Annotated in this window: 19 protein-coding genes and 1 pseudogene; 15 read left to right on the top strand and 5 right to left on the bottom strand. The window is 43.4% G+C overall.

Going from position 1 to position 22,845, the window contains the following annotated elements:
* The 11 genes and pseudogenes from ACE5CV_RS00315 to ACE5CV_RS00265 all read left to right on the top strand — a co-directional run.
* Positions 1-267: pseudogene (locus ACE5CV_RS00315) on the top strand (MFS transporter); the annotation flags it as partial.
* A gap of 130 nt (positions 268-397) precedes the next feature.
* Positions 398-1,132: a polyprenol monophosphomannose synthase gene (locus ACE5CV_RS00310; protein ID WP_374948153.1), complete on the top strand. Its 735-nt coding sequence runs from the start codon at positions 398-400 to the stop codon at positions 1,130-1,132.
* Between the two features lie 191 nt (positions 1,133-1,323).
* Positions 1,324-2,346 carry a Holliday junction branch migration DNA helicase RuvB gene (ruvB, locus tag ACE5CV_RS00305; RefSeq protein ID WP_374948152.1) on the top strand — a complete coding sequence of 341 codons (1,023 nt, stop codon included), beginning with the start codon at positions 1,324-1,326 and terminating at the stop codon, positions 2,344-2,346.
* 166 nt (positions 2,347-2,512) lie between these two features.
* Positions 2,513-3,100: an RNA polymerase sigma factor gene (locus ACE5CV_RS00300; protein WP_374948151.1), complete on the top strand. Its 588-nt coding sequence runs from the start codon at positions 2,513-2,515 to the stop codon at positions 3,098-3,100.
* 98 nt (positions 3,101-3,198) lie between these two features.
* Positions 3,199-4,395: a FecR family protein gene (locus ACE5CV_RS00295; protein WP_374948150.1), complete on the top strand. Its 1,197-nt coding sequence runs from the start codon at positions 3,199-3,201 to the stop codon at positions 4,393-4,395.
* A gap of 320 nt (positions 4,396-4,715) precedes the next feature.
* The gene (locus ACE5CV_RS00290; RefSeq protein ID WP_374948149.1) at positions 4,716-8,051 is read left to right on the top strand and encodes a TonB-dependent receptor; all 3,336 of its coding nucleotides are present in this window, start codon (positions 4,716-4,718) and stop codon (positions 8,049-8,051) included.
* A gap of 21 nt (positions 8,052-8,072) precedes the next feature.
* Positions 8,073-9,572, top strand: a complete 1,500-nt coding sequence (locus tag ACE5CV_RS00285; protein ID WP_374948148.1) for a RagB/SusD family nutrient uptake outer membrane protein — start codon at positions 8,073-8,075, stop codon at positions 9,570-9,572.
* 89 nt (positions 9,573-9,661) lie between these two features.
* Positions 9,662-11,944, top strand: coding sequence for a GH92 family glycosyl hydrolase (locus ACE5CV_RS00280; RefSeq protein ID WP_374948147.1), 2,283 nt, complete (start codon positions 9,662-9,664; stop codon positions 11,942-11,944).
* A gap of 2 nt (positions 11,945-11,946) precedes the next feature.
* Positions 11,947-13,107, top strand: a complete 1,161-nt coding sequence (locus tag ACE5CV_RS00275) for a Gfo/Idh/MocA family protein (protein ID WP_374948146.1) — start codon at positions 11,947-11,949, stop codon at positions 13,105-13,107.
* A gap of 95 nt (positions 13,108-13,202) precedes the next feature.
* Positions 13,203-14,117 (top strand): polysaccharide deacetylase family protein, encoded by a 915-nt coding sequence (locus ACE5CV_RS00270; protein ID WP_374948145.1) that lies wholly within the window; start codon positions 13,203-13,205, stop codon positions 14,115-14,117.
* 11 nt (positions 14,118-14,128) lie between these two features.
* A complete protein-coding gene (locus tag ACE5CV_RS00265; RefSeq protein WP_374948144.1) occupies positions 14,129-14,602 on the top strand; it encodes a nuclear transport factor 2 family protein in 474 nt (157 codons plus the stop codon).
* A 53-nt stretch (positions 14,603-14,655) separates the two neighbouring features.
* On the opposite strand, the gene ACE5CV_RS00260 is transcribed toward ACE5CV_RS00265, so the two are convergent.
* Positions 14,656-14,964 (bottom strand): hypothetical protein, encoded by a 309-nt coding sequence (locus ACE5CV_RS00260; protein WP_374948143.1) that lies wholly within the window; start codon positions 14,962-14,964, stop codon positions 14,656-14,658.
* A 233-nt stretch (positions 14,965-15,197) separates the two neighbouring features.
* Between ACE5CV_RS00260 and queG the strand changes: the two genes are divergently transcribed.
* Positions 15,198-16,154: a tRNA epoxyqueuosine(34) reductase QueG gene (gene queG, locus ACE5CV_RS00255; protein ID WP_374948142.1), complete on the top strand. Its 957-nt coding sequence runs from the start codon at positions 15,198-15,200 to the stop codon at positions 16,152-16,154.
* A 39-nt stretch (positions 16,155-16,193) separates the two neighbouring features.
* Here the strand turns inward: queG and ACE5CV_RS00250 are convergent, their stop codons facing one another.
* Together ACE5CV_RS00250 and ACE5CV_RS00245 are read right to left on the bottom strand one after the other, a co-directional pair.
* Positions 16,194-16,607 (bottom strand): hypothetical protein, encoded by a 414-nt coding sequence (locus ACE5CV_RS00250; RefSeq protein ID WP_374948141.1) that lies wholly within the window; start codon positions 16,605-16,607, stop codon positions 16,194-16,196.
* Positions 16,608-16,708: 101 nt separating this feature from the next.
* Positions 16,709-17,734, bottom strand: coding sequence for an exonuclease domain-containing protein (locus tag ACE5CV_RS00245; RefSeq protein ID WP_374948140.1), 1,026 nt, complete (start codon positions 17,732-17,734; stop codon positions 16,709-16,711).
* A 119-nt stretch (positions 17,735-17,853) separates the two neighbouring features.
* Here ACE5CV_RS00245 and ACE5CV_RS00240 point away from each other — a divergent pair, with 119 nt between their 5' ends.
* Entirely contained in the window at positions 17,854-19,833 is a 1,980-nt protein-coding gene (locus ACE5CV_RS00240; protein WP_374948139.1) for a DUF3857 domain-containing protein, read from the top strand.
* Complete coding sequence (locus ACE5CV_RS00235) at positions 19,833-21,743, top strand: DUF3857 domain-containing protein (protein ID WP_374948138.1); 1,911 nt, start codon at positions 19,833-19,835, stop codon at positions 21,741-21,743. The genes ACE5CV_RS00240 and ACE5CV_RS00235 overlap by 1 nt, the downstream gene beginning before the upstream one ends.
* Here ACE5CV_RS00235 and ACE5CV_RS00230 read toward each other — a convergent pair whose 3' ends face one another.
* The gene (locus ACE5CV_RS00230) at positions 21,744-21,866 is read right to left on the bottom strand and encodes a hypothetical protein (protein WP_374948137.1); all 123 of its coding nucleotides are present in this window, start codon (positions 21,864-21,866) and stop codon (positions 21,744-21,746) included. It abuts the gene before it with no gap.
* A gap of 29 nt (positions 21,867-21,895) precedes the next feature.
* Between ACE5CV_RS00230 and ACE5CV_RS00225 the strand changes: the two genes are divergently transcribed.
* Complete coding sequence (locus tag ACE5CV_RS00225; protein ID WP_374948136.1) at positions 21,896-22,651, top strand: TMEM175 family protein; 756 nt, start codon at positions 21,896-21,898, stop codon at positions 22,649-22,651.
* Here ACE5CV_RS00225 and ACE5CV_RS00220 read toward each other — a convergent pair.
* Positions 22,648-22,845 (bottom strand): NlpC/P60 family protein (locus ACE5CV_RS00220; RefSeq protein ID WP_374948135.1); only part of this gene is annotated, 198 nt, incomplete at its 5' end. The genes ACE5CV_RS00225 and ACE5CV_RS00220 overlap by 4 nt on opposite strands.

The following is a 22,845-nucleotide window of genomic DNA, read 5'->3' as shown; positions in this document are numbered from 1 at the left end:
TCTCCAAAATCAATGAAAAGCACAATGTCGGGCATTTGGTTTTTGGTTGTGTCGTTCGGAAACCTGATCACGGCCCTTGTTAACGGCATGATCGAAGGCGGCGGCTGGTGGGCTACAAACTTAAAAGGTGCCAATTACGAGTGGTTTTTCGTAGCATTTATAGGTGTATTTATCATCTTATTTTTCATCATTTCGCCACGACTTAAGGAAAGAAACTACATTACCGACCCTTATATTGATAACGAGGTTAAAGCAGAAGATAAATAACTTGTAAGCAAAATATTACCATTAAAAGCAGGAAAGTAGCACACTTTCCTGCTATTTTATTTTAAAGCAGTTGTATTTTCAATTATTTTAGCGGCAACATTTTACCTGCATCTTTTAAATTCTGCCTTAAGTGCCTGATAGTATTGTAATTATACCCACGTATAACGAAAAAGAAAACATTGAGCGGATGATTCATAAGGTATTTTCTTTACCCCATGATTTTCACCTGCTAATTGTTGACGACGGCTCTCCTGATGGTACGGGCAACATTATTAAGGCTTTACAGCGTGATTACGGCGAGCGACTTTTTCTTGTTGAACGAAGCGGAAAATTAGGATTAGGCACTGCCTATATCCATGGGTTTAAATGGGCTATAGAAAAACACTACGATTATGTGTTTGAAATGGATGCCGACTTTTCTCACAACCCGGACGACTTGCTTCGCCTGCGCCAGGCCTGTATCGACGGAGCCGATGCCGCTATCGGTTCCAGGTATATTAAAGGGGTTAATGTGGTCAACTGGCCAATGAGCCGGGTGCTAATGAGTTACTTCGCATCCGTATATGTGCGGTTTATTACAGGGATCGTAATCCAGGACTCAACAGCCGGATTTATGTGTTACAAACGAAAGGTATTGGAAGAAATAGAATTAGATAAAATAAAATTTGTTGGGTATGCCTTCCAGATCGAAATGAAGTTCACAACCATACAGCATGGCTTTAAAGTTGCGGAGATCCCCATCATTTTCACCGACCGGACCGTAGGCACCTCGAAAATGTCTAAAGGGATTTTTAGAGAAGCTGTTTTTGGAGTGCTGCAGATGAAAATGAACAGCTGGTTTCGTAAATACCCAAAAAGCGCTTGATTCAAAAGCTAGATAGAGAACTTTTGCTTCAGATCTACTTTCAGATACTTTTTACCTATCTCTTCAAGTTTTTAGCATTGATTTTCTTAAGGTAAATTAAGCCAATAATTAAGCTTACTATGCTAAGAGGACGTTCCTGATTTTTACCGCTTGTCCTAACATTTCCTAAAAAAATACTAATTTCGTTGGCAATGAATGAAAACCTCGACCCGGATCGTGAGAACCTTTCACCTACCGAACGTGATATAGAAAAAGTATTGCGGCCGCAGGCTTTTGAAGACTTCACCGGTCAGCATAAAATATTGGCTAATCTGCGCATTTTTGTACAGGCTGCCCGCCAGCGCGGCGAGGCGCTTGACCATGTGTTGCTGCACGGCCCTCCGGGTTTAGGGAAAACCACCCTATCTCATATAATTGCTAATGAAATGGGCGTGGGTATAAAGATCACCTCGGGCCCGGTGCTGGACAAACCCGGAGATTTGGCAGGCCTGCTTACTAACCTCGAAACCGGCGACATTCTTTTCATTGATGAGATCCACCGGTTAAGCCCGTTGGTTGAAGAGTACCTGTACTCGGCCATGGAAGATTTCAAGATAGATATTATGCTGGAGAGCGGCCCCAATGCCCGTTCGGTACAAATCTCGCTGAACCCTTTTACGCTAGTGGGCGCTACTACCCGTTCGGGTTTACTAACGGCACCTTTAAGAGCACGGTTTGGAATTAACAGCAGGCTGGAATATTACGATGCCAAACTGTTAACTACAATCGTATTAAGGTCGGCAGCGATATTGCGTACGCCGATAAGCGACGAGGGGGCTTATGAAATTGCCCGGCGCAGTCGTGGTACCCCACGTATTGCCAACGCCCTGCTGCGCCGCACGCGCGATTTTGCCCAGATAAAAGGCGACGGTAATATTGACACTGCAATAGCCCAGTACGCCCTTAACGCCCTTAACGTTGATGAGCACGGCCTGGACGAGATGGATAACAAGATCCTCGCTACTATCATCGATAAGTTTAAAGGTGGCCCTGTTGGCTTAAAAACCATTGCAACCGCAGTGGGTGAAGAAGAGGGTACTATAGAAGAAGTTTACGAACCATTTTTAATCCAGGAAGGGTTTTTAATGCGTACTGCACGCGGTCGCGAGGCTACAGAGAGCGCTTACAGGCACCTTGGTAAGATAAAACTTGGTGGTAATCCCTCGTTGTTTTAAGAAGAACTCAAAACTTTTTAAATGTTAATTTGGTATTAATAGATTGCTAATCAACTAGTTATAAATGTGTTATAATTACACATCACGAAATATTTTTAACATTTAGGCATTATTTGGTTGCAGCTACCCTGTTTTTTTGCTTACTTGCCCCTACCAAATACTACCTATGTCTGAGTCGGTTTTACCTTGCGAAAAAGATTTACTCTTGCAGGTGGCCCGTGGCGATGAGTACGCTTTTAGCGAACTTTTCAAAACTTACCATCAGCAATTGGGTACGCACATTTACCGCATAACCGAATCAATGGAACTGGCTGAAGAAGTTGTCCAGGATACCTTTCTAAAGATCTGGCTCAATCGTGAAGCACTCAGCAATGTCGATAATTTCAGGGCTTATCTTTTTGTACTGTCTAAAAACCATGCGCTTAATTGCCTGCGTAAATTGGCTAAACAACGTTTACTGCAATTGCATATAGAGGATAACGCGGTTGTTTTAGAAACGCCTGATCTGGCAGAACAAAATGAATACTATCATTTACTTGACGAAGCTATTGACCACTTACCGCCTCAACAACAGAAAGTTTATTTATTGAGCCGTCACGACCGCCTGAAGTATGACGAAATTGCCCGCAAAATGGGCTTGTCGCGCGAAACGGTAAAAAAATACCTGCAGGTGGCCACTATGTCTATCACAAACTTTGTGCAATCCAACCACAATATTGCACCGCTAATTTTAATCGCGGTACTTTTTTTATAATTATTTAAAAAGCTATACCCCCTTTTTAATTCAGTTTGGTGTCTTACTATTACAAGGCATCCCTGGCCCTACACTACCAGTTATCGAAAAACATTAAAATGGATACATCCCGCGAAAGGTTATCGTACCTTTTTGACTGCTATTATAACAAAACCGCTACCCAACAGGAGCGCGATGAGTTATTTGCTGTTATTGCCGCCGGCAAACAGGATGAAAAGTTATATAGCCTTATCCACACCGCCTGGGATGAATTAAATCTGGCGGAACCGGTTTTCAACGCCAATCAAACAGATCAGATCCTAAAGAACATTTTAAATGCTCAAAGCAATTTTGCGATACAGAAACGCTCAGGCCAAAAGAGTCAGTGGTTAAAGCTTACTGCTGCGGCTGTTGTTTTAGTGGTGTTAAGTTTGGGCGTTTACAAGTTTATTACAATTAAGAATTTAAATAATAACGAGGCTCTTGCAAAGAGGAAACCTTTACAGCACGATGCCTTACCAGGCGGCACGAGGGCTATATTAACACTTGCCGATGGTAAAACTATTGTGCTTGATAATGCCCATAATGGCACCGTTGCAAGGCAAGGAAGCACAGTAGTAAGCAAAACTGCAGATGGCCAGCTGGTGTACAATCTATCTAAACTTGCTGAAGCCAATACCGCACCATCTGTCAACACCATCTCTACCCCGCGGGGCGGCGAGTACCAGGTAATATTGCCGGATGGAACCAAGGTTTGGCTTAATGCAGCGTCGTCTTTACGGTTCCCTACCCGCTTCACCGGTAACCAGCGTAATGTTGAAATTACAGGCGAGGCCTATTTTGAGGTAACAAAAAACAAACTGATGCCGTTCAAGGTTAAAACCCCCCGGGCAGAAATCGAAGTTTTGGGTACGCATTTTAACGTAATGGCCTATGATGACGAGGCCCTGATGAAAACTACGTTGCTGGAGGGCGCGGTAAATATCAAAAGCGGTGCCTCAACATACAAATTAAAACCGGGTCAGCAGGCGCAGGTTAATGCTGCGGGCAATACCAATGTTACATCAAACATCGATGTTGAAGATGTTGTCGCATGGCGATATGGAATTTTTCAATTTACCGATGCCGGGATCGACGTAATACTACGCCAGGCATCGCGCTGGTACGACGTAGAGGTAACTTACAAAGGCAAAATGCCCGATAAAGAGCTGAATGGTCACTTGTCCAGAAATGTGAAAGCATCTGCGCTGCTTAAAATGCTCGACTATTCTGGCGTTAAGCTGCACATAGAAGGAAAAAATATTATTGTGGACTGATAATTAAAATGCCAAAAATCAACATCAATATACCAATTATTCACCTTTAAAAAACACAACATGACGGAAGAAGTACATCGAGCAAGTTAGACCCCTCATGGCGAGCCCCATTGTGCACCTTTTTATACATAACGCACAATAGCGCATAAAAAAACCGGGAAGTGTTTCGACCCACTTTCCCGGCTACTTATCTGGGTTCACCTGCCATCACAATCGACGAATTGAAACTTAATGTTTAACCCAAACTCAACAAACTTATGAATTTTAATTCTAAGACTATGCCTAAGGTGTGGTCTAAACTTTCCAAAATTATTTTGGTTATGAAACTTACTGCTATTTTAATAATTGCAGCACTCACCAACGTTAGCGCTACCGGCTACAGCCAGATTGTATCACTTAAAGAAAAGAACACTTCAGTTGCCAAGGTTTTGCGCTTAATTGAAAAACAAACCGGCTACCACTTCATGTATGAAAAGCGCGACGTTGCTAAAGCGAATGCCTTTAACATTGATGTGACCAACATGGCACTTACGGATGCATTAGACAAGGCCTTTAAAGACCAGCCCCTTACCTACCGTATTTTTGACGAAACCATTGTTGTACGCAAAAAAGACGAAACCAGCGTTGCCGTACAGGCTGTTGACGTAACAGGTACCGTTACCGATGCCAAAGGTCCGTTGCCTGGCGTAAATGTAAGGCTAAAAGGTACAACCATAGGTACCACTACCGATGCTACCGGTAAGTACAAACTAACGCTGCCTGATGGCGGCGGTTCGTTGGTATTTACCTTTATTGGTTATACTACGCAGGAGTTTCCTGTAAATAACCGTACAACTATTGACGTGGTTTTGGCCGAAGTACCCAAAGCCCTTAACGAGGTTGTGGTAGTAGGTTACGGTACACAAAAACGTGTGGACCTGACCGGTTCTGTAGGTAGCGTAAGTGCTAAAACCTTACAAGAGCGCCCGCAAACTAACCTGGAGCAGGAACTGGCCGGTAAAATTGCCGGTGTAAACGTTTCTGTTAACTCGGGCGAGCCGGGTGGCGATACCAAGATCCGTATTCGTGGTTACAGCTCTATCAACACCAATACCGATCCGTTATACGTAGTTGACGGTATTGTTTGGACAGCAGGCGGTAACTCAATCAACCCAAATGATATTGCCAGCATAGATGTATTGAAGGATGCATCATCAACAGCTATTTACGGTACACGCGGTGCCAACGGTGTAATTTTAGTAACCACTAAACGCGGCGCTAAAAACAGGCCGAGCGTGGTTAGCTATGATGCTTATGCAAGCGTAAGCAAAATGGCCAAGAAGATCCCGGTGTTGAATGCAAGGCAGTTTATGGATATTGAAGACCAGGCTTATGCTAACATCCAAAAATATGATCCGGCAGGTTGGGCAGCAGGGAACTATACCAGCCGCAACCCTATAACACAGCGTACCGCCCTCATTGGAAAACTGTTCGACAGCAATCTTAACCCTTTGTATGATGTGGACTGGCAGGACGCAACAACCCGCACTGCCTACAGCCAAAACCATAACCTTTCGGTAACCGGCGGCTCTGAAAACATTAATTACGGTTTGTTTTTAAACTATGCAGACGATCAGGGTATTATTCTTAATAGCTTTTTAAAACGCTACAACGCGCGTTTAACGGTTGACAACCAGGTGAAACCATGGTTAAAAATTGGTGCTACCTTAAATTACAATACACAGGACCAGCGCCTGGGTAACTATGGTACCGGTGGTAACAACATCCCGCGTACGATGATAGAAATGCCGGCTTTTATTCCAATTAAATATCCGGATGGCACTTATGGTAAACGTACCGACTATCCAAATTTAGAAGGCGGCGATAACCCTGTTGCACAAACTACAGAAATACAGCAATTGCGCAAACTGCGTATTTTTAGCGGTAACGGTTACGCAAACATCAACCTGTTCAAGGGATTAGAGTTCCGCACCGTAATTGGGGTAACGAATCAGGCTAATTACTATCCAAATTCAGCAAGTGGTTTAGTAGGCGGCCCAACTGCCGACCAAAGCTACAGCTCGGCCAGCATTAACGAGGATAACAATACATTTTGGCAATGGCAAAACTACTTTACCTATAACACCACTTTCAATAAAATACACAAGTTAAATGTGGTTTTAGGTACCGAGCGTCAGAATTTCCAGCAATTAAGCGTTGGGGCATCTACCCGTAACCTGAGTGATAACTTTTACTCTTATTACAACTTAGGTGCAGGTTCTATCCCGGGTTTACCCTCATCTGGGTATACTGCATGGCAAATGCAGTCATACTACGGCCGTATCAACTACAATTACAACGAGCGTTATTTGTTAACCGTAACCGGCCGTACAGACGGTTCATCGCGTTTCGGTCAGAATGTTAAATATGGTTTCTTCCCATCTGCTGCTTTTGCATGGAGGGTATCGCAGGAAGATTTCCTGAAGGACAACAAAACTATCTCTGACTTGAAATTCAGGCTGAGCTATGGTTTGACAGGTAACTCCGAGATCGGTCAATACCAGTCGCTTGCTAATATCAATACCACCAACTACGTTTTCGGTGGTTCGCAGGCAATAGGTACTAACCAAACCAGCATTGGTAACGAAGAGCTTCAATGGGAAAAAACAGCTGAGTACGACTTAGGTTTATCATTAGGGTTATTTAATAACCGTGTTACTTTAGAGGCCGATGCCTATCTGAAAAAAACTCAAGCCCTGTTACTTAACGCTCCCCTTCCGGAAACCAGCGGTTTTACCAGCGTATTTAAGAACACCGGTAAATTGCAAAATACAGGTTTAGAGTTTACGCTGAACACCGTTAACGTTAAGAGTGATAATTTCGGCTGGAACTCGTCGTTCAATATCTCTTTCATCGCTAACAAGATCCTTGCGCTGGGTGAGTCTAATGACGACATATTCCTTAACCCTGTTTTCCTGTCTCAGTTTAACCTGATGCGTGTTGGCTTACCTGCCGGCTCGTTCTACGGATACAAAGTACTGGGTACATGGGGCACGGCAGAAGCTACCCAGGCCGCCACCTACGGTCTTTTACCAGGCGACCTAAAGATTCAGGATACTAATGGCGATGGCCGTGTATCCGCAGATGATAAAGTTGTTTTAGGCCGCTCTATCCCCAAAGGATACGGAACCTTTACCAACAACTTTAATTACAAAAGTTTTGACTTAGGTATTGAGTTGCAGTTTAATTACGGCAACCAGATCATGAACTTAACACAACACTCTGCGCAAGACCGTATTGGCCAGGCTAACAGCTACGCTACCGTGTTAAATGCTTGGACACCAACTAACCAAAACACTAACATTGCCGAAAGCCGACCTGCTTATGTACGCTACCAAACCGAAATTTATTCGACCAAGGTAGAAAACGGTAATTTCATAAGGGGCCGTTCGGTAACATTAGGTTACAACTTTGCCGATAACCTGGTTAAAAAGATAAGCTTAAGCCGATTGAGGTTATATGCACAGGCCCAAAACCTGTTCGTTATAACTAAGTACTCTGGTTATGATCCTGAGGTATCAACTTATAACGGTTCCAGCAACTTTACCCAAAACATCCAGTTCTTCGATTATCCAAAACCACGGGTATTTTTATTGGGACTAAACGCAAGTTTTTAATTAATGTTAAACATATACAGTATGAAAATTAACTTAAAAAAATATAGGATCGGTTTTTTGTTATTGATCCTTACAGCTTCGGTAAGCAGCTGTAAAAAGTACCTGGACGAAAAGAATAACAGCAACTTTGTAAAGGGCAGCTATTTCCAGAACGCGTCTCAGGCCCGTACCTTTGTTAATGGTATTTACACCTCGTTATACTTTTTTCAAAATGGCGATGCTTATGGCGAAAGCCCTTTTATAACCATGGAATTATTTGCCGGTCACGCTACGTCTTTAGGCCAAAGCGTTAATAACAGCAACGTAATTAACCAGCGTACCGATGCCGTAAACCCGGGTTTTGAAACTGTATGGCGCGGTAGTTACAATGCTATTGCTCAGGCTAATCTGGCGTTGGAGCAAATCCCGCAAATTTCAATGACTGACGCTGATAAAAAGAAACTTTTAGGCGAAGTTTATTTTCTAAGGGCTTTCTTTTACTATCACCTGGTTAGGTTATATGGCGATGTGCCATTAATCACCAAGCCGGTAGCCGTTAACGATCCTGACCTGTACCCTTCACGCAATCCTGTTGCATCGGTATATGACCTTATCATAGCCGATTTGACCACTGCAGCCGCCGCTGGCCTGCCTGCTACAGACCAAACAGGAAGGGTTTCTACAGGAGCAGTAAACACTTTGCTGGCAAGCGTTTACTTAACAACAGCCGGTTTCCCGCTTAACAAAACAGAAAACTATGCTAAAGCGGCCGCCACTGCAGAATTAGTACTGCCATCATACAGTCTGTTTACAGATTATGCATTCCTGCATGATAATGCACATAAAAACCAGGGCGAGCTGATCTTCCAGAGCCAGTACCTGGTAGGTGTTAGGGATAATGCTATCCCACAGCTTACTGTGCCATTTAACTTACCTGTTGGTGCTTACGGCGATCACCTGGGTGCTATGATTCCAACTAACCAATTCTTCAACAGCTACGAAACCGGCGACTTGCGCACCCAGGAGCGCCAGTTCTATTTCTCCAGCTATCCGCAGTATGGCGATGCTACTAAAACGGTAGTATTCGGTTCGCATGCCTTATACAAATACTTCCATGTAGAGAGTGCTAACGGCAGCGGTATTAGTGATGAAAACTGGACTTTCCTGCGCCTGCCCGAAGCTATGCTGATCTACGCAGAAGCGATTAACGAGGTGAGCGGCCCTAACACAAAAGCATTCGCACAGGTTAACGCCATTAGGGCAAGAGCAAAACTACCAGCCTTGTTAACTACCCTAACCAAAGATCAGTTCAGGGAGGCGGTTTGGAGAGAGCGCTACCATGAACTTGCTTACGAGGATAAAGCTTATTTCGATATCCAGCGTACGCATAAGATCTATAACGTTGTTAACAACACTTTCGGTGAAGCAACCTCCACTCCAAATGAGCAGGGCGTAACCATGAAAGCGCAATACTATCTGTGGCCGATACCACAGCGAGAGATAAATACCAACAAAAACCTGACGCAAAACACAGGTTGGTAACAAAATCAATATAAAAGACTGGCAGTAACTGCCAGTCTTTTATATTTACCGTCAATTGTGTTATATAATATCAAGTTAAGTTCTTATCCATGAAAAAAAGTTTCCTTTTTTTATCAGCCATCTTATTTACCGCACATTCATTCGCCCAAATGGTTAATAAAGTAACCGACCCTGTTGAATGGATAAACCCGCTAATGGGTACACAATCAAAATATGATTTAAGTAACGGCAACACCTACCCCGCTGTTGCTGTGCCATGGGGAATGAATTTTTGGACACCCCAAACCGGTAAGATGGGCGACGGCTGGCAGTATACTTATGACTCCTATAAGATCAACGGCTTTAAACAAACTCACCAGCCATCACCGTGGATGAACGATTACGGTCAGTTTGCAATAATGCCGCTAACAGGTAAGCTGAAGGTTTCGCAAACCGGGCGGGCCAGCTGGTTCTCGCACAAGGCAGAAATTTCAAAGCCATACTATTACAGCGTTTACCTGGCCGACCATGATGTAACAACAGAAATGACAGCTACTGAACGCGCCGCCCAGTTCAGGTTCACCTATCCAAAATCTGACAGTTCATTCATAGTGATAGATGCGCTTGATAAAGGATCATACATAAAAGTAATCCCCGGCGAACGTAAAATTGTAGGTTATTCTACTAAATATGCCCGCGGGCCGCTTAAAAACTTCAAAAACTACTTTGTTATTTATGTAGATAAGCCGATAGCTGTTACACAGGTTTATAACGACACCACGCTAACATCAGATCTGGAACTTAACGCCAAGCATGTAATGGCTGTAGTTGGCTTTAAGACCGCCAAAGGCGAAAAAGTGCATCTTCGTGTGGCATCTTCGTTCATCAGCCAGGAGCAGGCAGAGATAAGCTTAAGGCGTGAGGTTGGTACCGATAGCTTCGACATTACAGAACAAAAGGCAAAAACCAGCTGGAACAAAACCCTGAGCCGTTTAGCGGTAGAAGGCGGCACAGTAGATCAGGTACGTACCTTCTATTCATGCCTTTACAGGATGCTTTTCTTCCCTAATAAAATGTATGAGATTGATGCCAAGGGCCAGCCAGTACACTGGAGTGCGCAAAGCGGTGAAGTTTTACCCGGCTATAAATTTGCAGGTACCGGCTTTTGGGATACCTTCCGTGCGCTGTACCCTTTCCTGAATTTAGTTTATCCGTCCATCAATAAAGAAATGCAGTTGGGCCTTGTGAACGATTACAAAGAAGGTGGATGGTTGCCCGAGTGGAGCAGCCCCGGTTATTCAAATGTAATGATCGGTAACAACTCGGCTGCTGTGGTATCTGACGCTTATATTAAGGGCGGTCGTGGGTACGATATTAATACTCTGTACACCGCTTTAATACATGGAGCCAATAACGATGGCCCTGCAGCAACCGGCCGCGACGGTGTAGATTATTACAACAAATTAGGCTACGTACCTTACGACGTTAAAATCAACGAAAATGCAGCCCGTACGTTAGAGTACGCTTATGACGACTTTACCATCTACAAATTAGGTAAAGCTTTGGGCCGCCCCGCATCAGAAACTGATGTGTACAAAAAGCGTAGTATGAACTACAAAAACCTGTACGACCCAAAATCTGGCTGGATGCGTGGAAAGAACAAAGATGGCCAATTTCAATCGCCGTTTAGTCCGTTTAAATGGGGCGATGCCTTTACTGAGGGTAATAGCCTGCACTACACCTGGAGCGTTTTTCATGACATACAGGGCCTGATAAACCTAATGGGTGGCAAACCTAAATTTGTAGCTAAGCTGGATTCGATATGGACAATGCCTCCTACTTTTGATGATAGCTATTACGGCGAAGTGATCCACGAGATCCGCGAAATGCAAATAGCCGGTATGGGCCAATATGCACACGGTAACCAGCCTATTCAGCACATGACGTACCTTTATAACTATGCCGGCGAGCCATGGAAAACCCAGCTGCATGTTCGCCAGGTAATGGATAAATTGTACAAAGCAACGCCGGATGGCTACTGCGGAGACGAAGATAACGGGCAAACATCTGCCTGGTACGTGTTTTCGGCAATGGGCTTTTACCCGGTCACCCCTGCCAGTGATCAATACGTATTAGGCGCACCGCTGTTTAAGAAGATCACCCTTAATTTGGAAAACGGTAAAACCGTTGTGATTAATTCACCAAACAACAGTGCATCTAACAAGTATGTAAATGCCCTGAACGTAAATGGCAAAGTTTATGACAATAACTGGTTAAGCCATAGCGCTCTGTTACAAGGTGGCGTGTTGAATTTTAACATGTCGTCCGTCCCTAACAAAACAAGAGGAACAAAAGATTCGGCAGTACCCTACTCACTATCTACAGAAAAATAAATATGCTTAAACTATTAAGGTTACGCTTTATTACCGTCTTATTAAGTATCGTGGTATTTACGGCAGCTGCTCAAACACGGCCTGCTGTAAAAGATAGTACTAATTATATGGCGTTAGACGGGCATCTGAAAAAGATGCCAATGTTAAGCAACCTTAAGTTAGGCATTGCGGGGCTGTCGCATGATCATGTTCACAATGTTTTAAATCAATACAAACAAGGGCTGGTAAACATTGTAGGCATTGCCGAACCTAATAAAGAACTGCGTGCCCGTTACAAGCAACAATACCAACTACCCGATTCCCTCTTTTACGATGACCTTAAAAAAATGGCTACCGAGAAAAAGCCCGACGCTGTGTTGGGCTTTAACCCGGTTGCTAAACATATTGATGTAGTAGAAATATGTGCCCCCCTTGGCATATCCGTAATGGTAGAGAAACCCTTGGCTGCTACCCTTGCGCAAGCCAGAAGGATGGAATTTTTGTCGTTAAAGTATTATATCAAAGTGCTCACCAATTACGAAACCACCTGGTACCCATCCTATCAGCACGTTTACAATATGGCAGCTAATGATAGCCTGGGTACCATCCGTAAAATAATTGTGCACGATGGACACCAGGGGCCAAAAGAAATTAAGTGCAGCAAAGAATTTATAAGCTGGCTAACAGACCCGGAACTTAACGGTGGTGGCGCCCTGATAGATTTTGGCTGTTACGGTGCCGACCTGATGACCTGGCTGATGGAAGGGCAAAAACCTATAGCTGTTACCGCGGTTGCCCGCCATTTTAAATTGCAGGCTTACCCAAAGGTAGAGGATGATGTTACGGTTATGATTGAATATCCAACCGCGACCGGTATTATTGAAGCATCATGGAACTGGCCATTTTCCATAAAGGACCTGGAGGTGTTTGGCGACGACGGCTATATGCACGCCCTTGATAGCAAAAACATCGTGTCAAGATTAAACCAGGCATCTTCTACCGTAAAAATTGCCGATAATATAATACCTCCGATGGATAACCCCATTAGCTACCTGCAAACCGTTGTACAAAACCGCCTCATCGGGTTAACAGACAGGTCATCATTGAAATACAATATGATGGTGATGGTGATACTGGATGCAGCTAAAAGATCAATCGCCGAAAACAAGCGCATTGTGCTTTAATTGTAACTATAATTATTTGCCAACGCTTTGTCGTTTGCTGTATAATTATTCTATTTTAGCGCATCATTCAATTTATAAAAAACACCCCTTTGTGTATGTTAAAACAAGTTTTCGCCCTTTCATTAATAGGCATTATCGGTATTGTTTCGTGCCAGAGCAAACCCTCGGCAGATAAAGGTGCCGCTAACGGTTCAGATCCAATAGCATCAGAAGTAAAAGCCGAGGCACCGGTTGCGCGTTTGCAAAATGTTAAGATAGATAAGGCGGCCATTATGGGCCGCAAACAAGTACCTATTGTATGTTACCACCAAATTCGCGATTGGCGATCTTCCGATTCCAAAAACGCTAAAGATTATATTGTACAAATTTCGGCTTTCAAAGAACACATGAAAATGCTTGCCGACAGCGGCTACCACACCATCCTGCCAGATCAGCTTTACAATTTTCTGACTACCGGTGCACCGTTGCCAAAAAAACCTATCATGCTTACGTTTGATGATACAGACATCGACCAATACACCATTGCGTGGCCCGAAATGAAAAAGTATGGCTTTAAAGGCGTATTTTTTGTTATGACGGTATCTATCGGCCGGCCGCACTATATGACAGCCGAAAATGTTAAAGCGCTTTCAGATGCAGGTAACGTTATTGGCAGCCACACCTGGGACCACCACCGCGTAGATAAATATTCACATAATGCTACCTTAAAGATAATCGGCAAGAACGGTAAGGTTACCGAAAGGCCTGTTGACGATTGGGTAACCCAGATAGATAAGCCAACTAAAAAGCTGGAGGAGATAACCGGCAAAAAGATTGATTATTTTGCCTACCCGTTCGGTATCTGGAAAAAACCAGTCCTGCCGGAATTTGAGAAAAAAGGATTTAAAATGGCCTTTCAGTTAGCAGACAAACGCGATCCGGATTATCCGTTGATGACCGTAAGACGCATTTTAGACAGTGGTTATTGGAGCACCAAAACCTTCGGTAACAGCGTAAGAAACAGCTTCTAATAGTGCGTTGCATGATCTTAAGAAAAACTGCCTATTTTGCTGTGCTCCTTTTCGTCTTTGTTTTTGCAAGCTGTCAAAGCAACCAGGTCGATACCAAGCTCGACCCATCGATAGCAGCAAAACAAGTAATTAATGAGCATGTACAAATGCTGAATGCGCACGATTTAAAGGGCCTGGTGGCGCAGTATGATAGCAAAGCGCGTATCACCAGTTCTGACTGGGATGGGGTAATTTTCGGCCCGCAAGGCGCCGACCAATTGTATTATCAGGTGTTTTATGTATCGCCCGACGCTAAGTATCTTGTGGACAACATGGTCGTAACAGATTCGACCATTGTTATTGAATACGATGCTGTCGGGCTGAAAGAAAAGTTCAATAGCACTATCCGTTTCGATCAACGTTATTGCAGCATTTTCAAGATCAAAAATAATAAGATAGCAAGCGAGGCTACCTATGCTAATCCGCGCTTGTATCATGCTAAGTAACCAGCATTAACCTAACAAAAAGCCCCTCTTAAAAAAGAGGGGCTTTTTGTTAGTTATAAATTTTCGCCGGCCGGGCCCTGCCCTTTATTAGATGGGCTTTGGTCGGTGGGGTTTTCCAACTCTGGTGTGTTGTTTTCCGGAACGGTTGTTTCGCTATTTGGGGCTGCATCACCGTTTTCAGGTAGCGGCGTATCGTTTTCCGGCGTTACTGTCGGTATTTCTTTGGCAAGATCGTTGTTTTCGTTCTCGTCACCGCTTTCACGTTTCACGGTTTCATTACCCGCGTTTTCAACGTTACCTTTTATGTCGTGATTTGCGCCCTGGCCGTTTGCCCTGTCAAATCCTGATAATGTACTTTCCATAGTTTGTATTTATAATTGTGTTTATTAATCTTTGTTTGTAATCAATTTAATAGCTTCACTCTATTCACTAAGCGGGAACCCTTTTAGATTTACCAGTAACAAGAAATCGGAATGCATCTGAATTAGTCCTTATAAACAATTTTACAAACTATATAAAAAATCATACCAGTTTTAGATTAACCAACACCTGGTGGCCCATATTTAAAACCAACTCATGTTGTATCTTTGCATAAATGCATCAAAATCAGTCGGCATATTCAGCAATAATTAAAACCGAGGCTCAAAACCTGGGCTTTTTGTTTTGTGGTATCTCCAAAGCTGAGTTTTTAGAAGAGGAGGCTCCCCGGCTGGAAATGTGGTTAAAAAAGGGCATGCATGGCGAAATGCAATACATGGAAAACCACTTTGACAAGCGCCTTGACCCGCGGCTTTTAGTTGATGATGCCAAGTCGGTAATTTCGCTGGGGTTAAATTATTACAATGACAGCCTGCAAACCGACCCCCTTGCACCCAAAATATCGAAGTATGCTTATGGTGCCGATTATCACAGCGTCATTAAAGACAAATTAAAGCTGCTGATGCAGGTGATCAACGAAAAAATTGGCCAGGTGGGCGGACGGGCTTTTGTAGATTCGGCACCGGTGCTGGATAAGGCCTGGGCTAAAAAGGCGGGGCTCGGATGGATAGGAAAAAATTCCAATCTCATCAGCAAGCAGAAAGGGTCATACTTTTTCCTGGCAGAATTGATTGTAGATATTGAACTGGAATATGATATTGCCCCAACAGCCGACCACTGCGGCAGCTGTACACGCTGCATTGACGCCTGCCCCACAGATGCCATTGTTGGCCCGTACGTGGTTGATGGCAGCAGATGTATATCTTATCTTACTATCGAACTTAAGAACGAGATCCCTGCTGAATTTAAGGGAAAAATGGACAACTGGATGTTTGGATGCGATATTTGCCAGGATGTATGCCCCTGGAATCGTTTCTCGGTACTGCATAGTGAGCCGGCCTTTACTCCCCACCCGGATCTTCACGGCTTAAAAAAGCAGGACTGGGAGGATATCACCACTGATGTATTTCAAAAAGTGTTTAAAAACTCAGCGGTAAAACGGACAAAATTCGATGGCTTGAGAAGGAATATAGAATTTTTAAAGCACAACCCAATTACCTTTCAGGGTGAATAATATCATTTTTGTAAAGTAAGTACAAAGCCGATAAAAAGCTCAGCCCTTTTGCCTAAAAGCAATTGCTTTAGCAAGATGATGGCTCAACATTATAGTTGGAATTATCGGCAGCAAATATGTAAAATGGTACCAAACAGGATATTCCATCCACACAGCTGTAAGTAAATGGATATAAGCAGCAACTAAAAACACGATTACACTAACCAGCCAGGCGCTTTTTCCTTTATCTTTAGCCAGTATAGCACATATGATACCGGCAGCTATTGCAGCCAGCATCCCCATAACTAATCTGGCCAGAAGCATTGTAACAGTGTACTTTTTATCGGTGTTGTGTACGGCGTATTCAGCCCAACTGAGTTGAAGAAGGTACAATCCAAGTTTACCAATCGCAGAATAAGCAACTAGTCCGGAAATTACTCCGGCGATTGTATTTCTCAACTGTTTGTTATTCATTCGGCTAACCCTGACTTGATCAAACTTATACCCTAACTAATCCAAAAAGGTATGGTTAAAGTGGCGACAGACCTATAATCAGCAACTGGTCTTTTTAATAATTATCCTTTTCCGAACTTCATGGCCAGCTGTTTCAGCATGTCATCGTCTACAGGTTTAGCGGGTTCTTCTTTCTTTTTGTAGGGTTGATTATTTAGCTGCGGGCTGCTTTTCGGGCTGTTGTTTTGATAAATCGGTTTAACGGCCTCAACAGGTTTTTGCTGATCGGCATTAACTGCCAAAGGTTTTTGTGCGGGACGGTTTTGCTGGCGTTCGGCAACCTTTTTGGCGTTCCAGCGCTTATAGATCTCTTCCAGCTTGCGTTTAGTATAAAGCGGAAAATCGCCCTGCATCATCCAAGAGTAATAGCTTGGTTCAGCGTTTAGCACATCCTCTACCCTTTTGCCTTTATGTTTACCAAAGTTTATCAGTTCTTCCCCGTCTTCATTATAAACCATACGGCCGGCAAAATCAACCGGGCGGCTTAGGTTGGTAAATTTGTGCAGCGCCTCAACATCGCCTATAACCGGCATGCTTTTATTGCCTTTTTTATCTTCCCACTCCTGGTTTTCGTAACGCTCTATCTGGGCAAGCAGCACTTCCATAGTGGCACGGGTGTCCGCCTCGGCCGAGTGTGCGTTAACAATCTGTTTATCGCAATAAAACTGATAGGCTGCCTTTAACGTACGCTGCTCCATCTGGTGAAAAATGTTCTGCACATCTACAAAATGGCGGTTCTCCAGGTCAAAATCTACCCCGGCGCGTAAAAATTCTTCCATCAGCATCGGGATATCAAACTTGTTAGAATTATACCCTGCCAGGTCGGCATCACCTATAAATTCGGCAATATGGTTACCCAGTTCTTTAAAGCGCTTCTCATCTTTAATGTGTTCATCATAAATACCATGCACCAATGACGACTCTAACGGGATGGGAATTCCGGGATGTACCCTCCATGTGCCTACTTCGTCGGTACCATCGGGGTGCAGTTTAATAACAGAGATCTCTACAATACGGTCAACGCCGATATTTGTACCGGTGGTTTCCAAGTCAAAAAAGGCAAGAGGCCGCTTTAATTTTAATTTCATTTTTACTAATGACGAATATAGCAGGCAAAGGTCTTAAAAATATTCGGAACAAATTTTTTTGATTAATTAAAACGCAGGAAATTATTATATTCATAGCACCCTAATAACTGTATTACAATATGATTAAACCTCTACTTAGCTTGCTTATTTTAAGCGCATTTTCTCTAACTGCGTCCGCTCAAAACTTTGCCTATGGTAATTACAGCCAAAAGGAAATGGACATGAAGCGTTACGAAGGCGATACCAGTGCCCATGCCGTGGTCCTTAACGAATACGGTACATCGAGCATGAATGTAATGGCCGATGATGCTGTAAAAATAGTCTACGAATACCATGTAAAGATCAAGATATTAGACAACAAAGCTTTTGATAAAGGCACTATTGAAATTCCGTTCTACACTGCCGATAGCGATAACTGGGAGTTTGTGGATGATATTAAAGCCATTACTACCTACAAGGATGACAACGGCAATGTACAAACCGCCGAACTTGACCCGTCAAAAATTTTCAGCACAAAAGAAAATAAATACTGGAGCGCCAAAAAGTTTGCTTTGCCTAACCTGCGCGCCGGTGCCATTATAGAATACAAGTATCGCGTTACCACACCATATTGGGATAAATTTCAGGCCTGGCACTTTCAGGACGATATTCCTAAAATAGCATCTGTGTATGAAGTCCATATCCCGGCATTTTGGTCATATAACATCTTATTGAGGGGCAAACTACCGCTTACTAAAAATGTACAGAACGTTGAAAAAAGTTGCTTCAGCAGGCACGGCTCTGAATGCGACTGCTCGCACATGACATATGGTATGGAAAATATCCCTGCCTTTACACAGGAAGATTACATGACATCCCCTAAAAACTTTATATCGGCCATGTATTTCAACCTGTCGGAGTACACTAATTTAAGTACCGGAGCAAAGATAATGGTGACACGAGAGTGGAAAGACATTGACTATAACCTTAAACATTCTGATTATTTTGGCGCCCAGCTGCGCAAAAAAGATTTGCTTAAAACCTACATAGGCCCGTCGATTGCCGGCAAAACAGGTGATTTAAATAAGGCTAAAGCGGTTTACGCATACGTTCAAAAAAACATTAAGTGGAACGGAGGTAACACCCGTGGCAGTTATGAGGGCATTCGCAAAGCGCTGGACAACCACACCGGAAATGCTGCGGATGTCAACCTTACACTGGTAACCGGGCTTAATGCAGCCGGTATCCTTGCCGAGGCTGTATTACTATCTACCCGTCAAAATGGAAAAATCAATAAACTGTACCCTGTAGAAGATGAATTTGACTATGTAATTGCCCGGGCGGTTATTGATGGTACAACTTATTTGCTGGATGCTACCGACCCGATGCTGGCATTTGGTATGCTGCCTTTACACTGCCTGAACGATCAGGGCCGGGTAATGAGCCTGGATAAACCTTCTTATTGGATAGATCTTGCCGCATCGGAAACAAAGAACATGAGCAGCGCACTCGATCTTACCCTAATGCCAAACGGTAAACTTAAAGGCAAGGTGATCACTTACTCTGGCGGTTATCAGGGTTACGAAAAACGCAAAGCGATTAAAAAATTCAACACAGTTGATGAATACGTAGAAAATCTTGACGAGCGGCTTGGCAAGATCCGAATCCTGAAATCCAGCATTGTTAACCTGGATACACTTGATATGCCCCTGCGCGAAGAATATGAAGTAGAAATAGATGCGTTTGATAATATCAACCACGCCCGCCTTGCCATTAATCCATTTTTATTCGACAGGATCACCAACAACCCTTTTAAATTGGAGGAACGTAATTACCCTGTAGACTGGGGCATGCCATCAAAGTATTGGTATGAAGTAACGTTGCACCTACCTGAAGGTTACTCGGTGGACAGCTCGCCGCAAACGCAGGCCATTGCGCTACCAAACCAAGGAGGCAAATTTCTTATGATGTTTGAATCGGCTGATGGTGTTTATAAATTTTCTAATCTTCGGCAATTTAGTAAGTCGATTTACGCACCCGAAGAATACCCCTACCTAAAAGAGTTTTATAATAAAATGGTTGCTGCCGAAAAGGCCGAATTAGTATTTGCTAAAAAATAATGAGAGCGCTTTACATTTGCTTATTTAGCTGCATGCTGGCGCTTACCGCCGGTGCACAGGGCTTATACAACGCTAACCTGATCCCTCAGGAACTGCTACCCTATGCCAGCGCAGTTATGCGTAATAATGAGGTAACCCTTGAGGTTAAAGATCCTGATAATACGATTTACCACGTTAAAACGGCGATAACCGTGCTTAACAAGAACGGTGTTGATATTGCACATATCATACTGTGGCACAATCGCACAAATCTGATCAGGTATGTTAAAGGAATGGTTTACAACGAGTTTGGACAGGCTACAGGTAAGTTTACCGAAAAAGAGTTTTCTGATGTTAACGCCACCAGCCAAATGTCGCTGTTTGAAGATTCCCGGGTAAAGCATTACGTTCCTTCCAACGGCTCGTACCCTTATACAATTGAGTATGAGTACGAAATCAGATCGAAACAATCCCTTAATTTTAAAGACTGGCAACCAAATGAACATTTAGGTTTGGCAGTAGAGAAAAGCACGTTTAATTTCATATGCAAACCCGATTTCAAGATCAGGTACAAAGAAATTAATATGCCACAAGGCGTTACTATTGGCAGTACAAAGGATGGCTTAAAAACGTACACCTGGAAGGTGGCCAATTTAAAGGCGATTAAATACGAGCCTTATAGCCCAAACAGCGATGAGGTTTTAAGCACCGTTAAGATAGCACCGGAAAGTTTTAAATATGAAGGCATTACAGGCAACTTTACTAACTGGAACCAACTTGGCCAATGGAGTTACGATAAACTGCTTGCCGGCCGCCAGGCACTACCGGCAGGTACGGTTCAGCAGATAACTACGCTTACAGCAGGCATTACCGACCCTAAGCTTAAAGCTAAAAAGATCTATGAGTACATGCAGGGCAAAACCCGTTACATCAGCGTACAGATAGGCATCGGCGGCTACCAGCCCTTCCCGGCATCGGATGTAGACAATTTAAACTATGGAGATTGCAAGGCGCTGGTGAATTATACGCAGGCCCTGCTTAAGGCGGCCAATATCGACTCGTGGTATTGCATGGTAAAATCAGGCAGTGACAGGGTAAGCATGCTTACTGACTTTGCCAGCATGAACCAGGCCGACCATGCCATCCTTTGCCTGCCGTTTAAAAATGACACCACATTTGTAGAATGTACCGACCAGAAAATGCCGTTCGGTTTTTTGGACGATTTTACAGATAACCGTACCGTATTGGCATGCACACCAACCGGCGGAAAGCTGATCAATACTACAAAGTACCCTTCGCTGCAAAACACGCAACAGCGCAATGCGGCATTTGTAATCAATGCCGAGGGGACGTTAAGCGGTAACGTTTCAACAATTTTTAAAGGTATACAATACGGTAACCACTCCGAACTGATGGATGAGCCGCTTGCTGAACAAGTCAAATCATTACAACGAACCTACACGGCTTTTAACAATCTGGAGGTTGAAAAGTGCACTTACAAACAAGATAAGAAGCAATTACCTGCGGCTATAGAAAATTTAAAAATCCAATCCCGCGATTTTGCGACTGCAGAAAATGGGAGGCTTTATTTTTCGGCAAATCCGCTTAACAGAACCATTCATACCATACGGGATGTACGCAACCGCGTTAATCCTGTTTTTATAGATCACGGCTATCTGGATGAAGACGAGATCACTTACATGCTACCCGAAGGTTACCGGCCTGATATGGCCATGCTGAATATAGCCGTTGATAAGCCATTTGGAAAGTTTAAAGTATCTATGGCAATAAATGGCAACAAATTAATATTTAAGCGCATTTTACAAGTTACAGAAGGAACGTATGAGAAAGGTACCTACCGGGATCTGGTAGATTTTTATCAGACAGTGGTGGATGCTGATAATTACAACGTAACACTGGTTAAAAACTGATCAGCTGAAAATGATTATACCAAGGATGATCCCAATGATCATAATGAGGTAAAGCATGATCTCGGTACCTGCGTAGCGCTTATATTTTATCCAGAAAGAATAATCGCCTTTAGGTGCTGACATATTACAAAATTATCAAATTTTATGGTGCGATGAATACAAATGAACGTGAAGAGATAAAAAAGGAATTCCAGCTGGAGCGGGTGATCCTTTTCAGCGATGCAGTTTTCGCGATTATAATCACTATCATGGTGCTGGAAATTAAATTGCCCGAAGGTTTGCGCCATGCAAGCCACGAGCACTTGATGGAAGTATTCATAGATCTTTTGCCTAAAATTGGCGGCTATATATTTGCGTTTTTTATAACCGGCATGTTTTGGTCAAAACATCTTAAAATATTCAGCTATTTAAAAGATTATACCAATACGCTGATTGTACTTAATCTGCTATTCCTGTTTTTCATCTCGCTGTTTCCGTTCGGGATATCGGTCATGACCGAAACGCTTAACCCCCGCAACTATGAAGGGTTTTATGTTTACATGGTGATTGTAATGCTCGCCCTTTTCAGCCAGACTTTGCTTACAGGCTATCTGGTGCGCAACGCACAGCAACTATGCATCAATCCCGGAGAGATAAAAACTAATCTGGCATGGAATGCACAGCGGTTTAATTTATTCGCCATTCCGGTACTGTTCGTGCTTACTTTTTTGGGGTATTATTTAAAATTGAACTCTCAGGTACTGTCATACTGCTTCCTGGCTTGGGCGGCAATCTTTGGTATCATTCGTAAGCGGCTGCGGCCGGACAAAAAGGCTGAAGGGCCGTTATTGGCACGATTATTCAAATCCCGAAAACAGAAAGCGATCATCACCGTTGACAATCCTTCTGAACAACCGCCAATAAATTAATCGTTTTGCGCCGATGTTGTAGGATCGGTAATAGAGCCACCGCGCGAAAAGTATTTGTAAATGCCGTTATCGTGTAAGCGGGCAATCATAACCCCTTTGCGGGTGCTGGCATGCACAAAGTAGCCGTTTTGCAGATAAACACCAACATGGCTGTACTGCTTACCGTCAAAATCAAAAAACACCAGGTCGCCTTC

The sequence above is a fragment of the Mucilaginibacter sp. genome, assembly GCF_964263795.1.
In the GTDB taxonomy this organism is placed as follows: domain Bacteria; phylum Bacteroidota; class Bacteroidia; order Sphingobacteriales; family Sphingobacteriaceae; genus Mucilaginibacter.
This window is presented reverse-complemented; position numbering and strand designations above follow the sequence as displayed.

Coding starts and splice junctions, on each gene's coding strand:
- ruvB (WP_374948152.1), top strand. CDS start 1,324: ATGAATGAAAACCTCGACCCGGATCGTGAGAACCTTTCACCTACCGAA.
- ACE5CV_RS00300 (WP_374948151.1), top strand. CDS start 2,513: ATGTCTGAGTCGGTTTTACCTTGCGAAAAAGATTTACTCTTGCAGGTG.
- ACE5CV_RS00295 (WP_374948150.1), top strand. CDS start 3,199: ATGGATACATCCCGCGAAAGGTTATCGTACCTTTTTGACTGCTATTAT.
- ACE5CV_RS00290 (WP_374948149.1), top strand. CDS start 4,716: ATGAAACTTACTGCTATTTTAATAATTGCAGCACTCACCAACGTTAGC.
- ACE5CV_RS00285 (WP_374948148.1), top strand. CDS start 8,073: ATGAAAATTAACTTAAAAAAATATAGGATCGGTTTTTTGTTATTGATC.
- ACE5CV_RS00280 (WP_374948147.1), top strand. CDS start 9,662: ATGAAAAAAAGTTTCCTTTTTTTATCAGCCATCTTATTTACCGCACAT.
- ACE5CV_RS00275 (WP_374948146.1), top strand. CDS start 11,947: ATGCTTAAACTATTAAGGTTACGCTTTATTACCGTCTTATTAAGTATC.
- ACE5CV_RS00270 (WP_374948145.1), top strand. CDS start 13,203: ATGTTAAAACAAGTTTTCGCCCTTTCATTAATAGGCATTATCGGTATT.
- ACE5CV_RS00265 (WP_374948144.1), top strand. CDS start 14,129: ATGATCTTAAGAAAAACTGCCTATTTTGCTGTGCTCCTTTTCGTCTTT.
- ACE5CV_RS00260 (WP_374948143.1), bottom strand. CDS start 14,964: ATGGAAAGTACATTATCAGGATTTGACAGGGCAAACGGCCAGGGCGCA.
- queG (WP_374948142.1), top strand. CDS start 15,198: ATGCATCAAAATCAGTCGGCATATTCAGCAATAATTAAAACCGAGGCT.
- ACE5CV_RS00250 (WP_374948141.1), bottom strand. CDS start 16,607: ATGAATAACAAACAGTTGAGAAATACAATCGCCGGAGTAATTTCCGGA.
- ACE5CV_RS00245 (WP_374948140.1), bottom strand. CDS start 17,734: ATGAAATTAAAATTAAAGCGGCCTCTTGCCTTTTTTGACTTGGAAACC.
- ACE5CV_RS00240 (WP_374948139.1), top strand. CDS start 17,854: ATGATTAAACCTCTACTTAGCTTGCTTATTTTAAGCGCATTTTCTCTA.
- ACE5CV_RS00235 (WP_374948138.1), top strand. CDS start 19,833: ATGAGAGCGCTTTACATTTGCTTATTTAGCTGCATGCTGGCGCTTACC.
- ACE5CV_RS00230 (WP_374948137.1), bottom strand. CDS start 21,866: ATGTCAGCACCTAAAGGCGATTATTCTTTCTGGATAAAATATAAGCGC.
- ACE5CV_RS00225 (WP_374948136.1), top strand. CDS start 21,896: ATGAATACAAATGAACGTGAAGAGATAAAAAAGGAATTCCAGCTGGAG.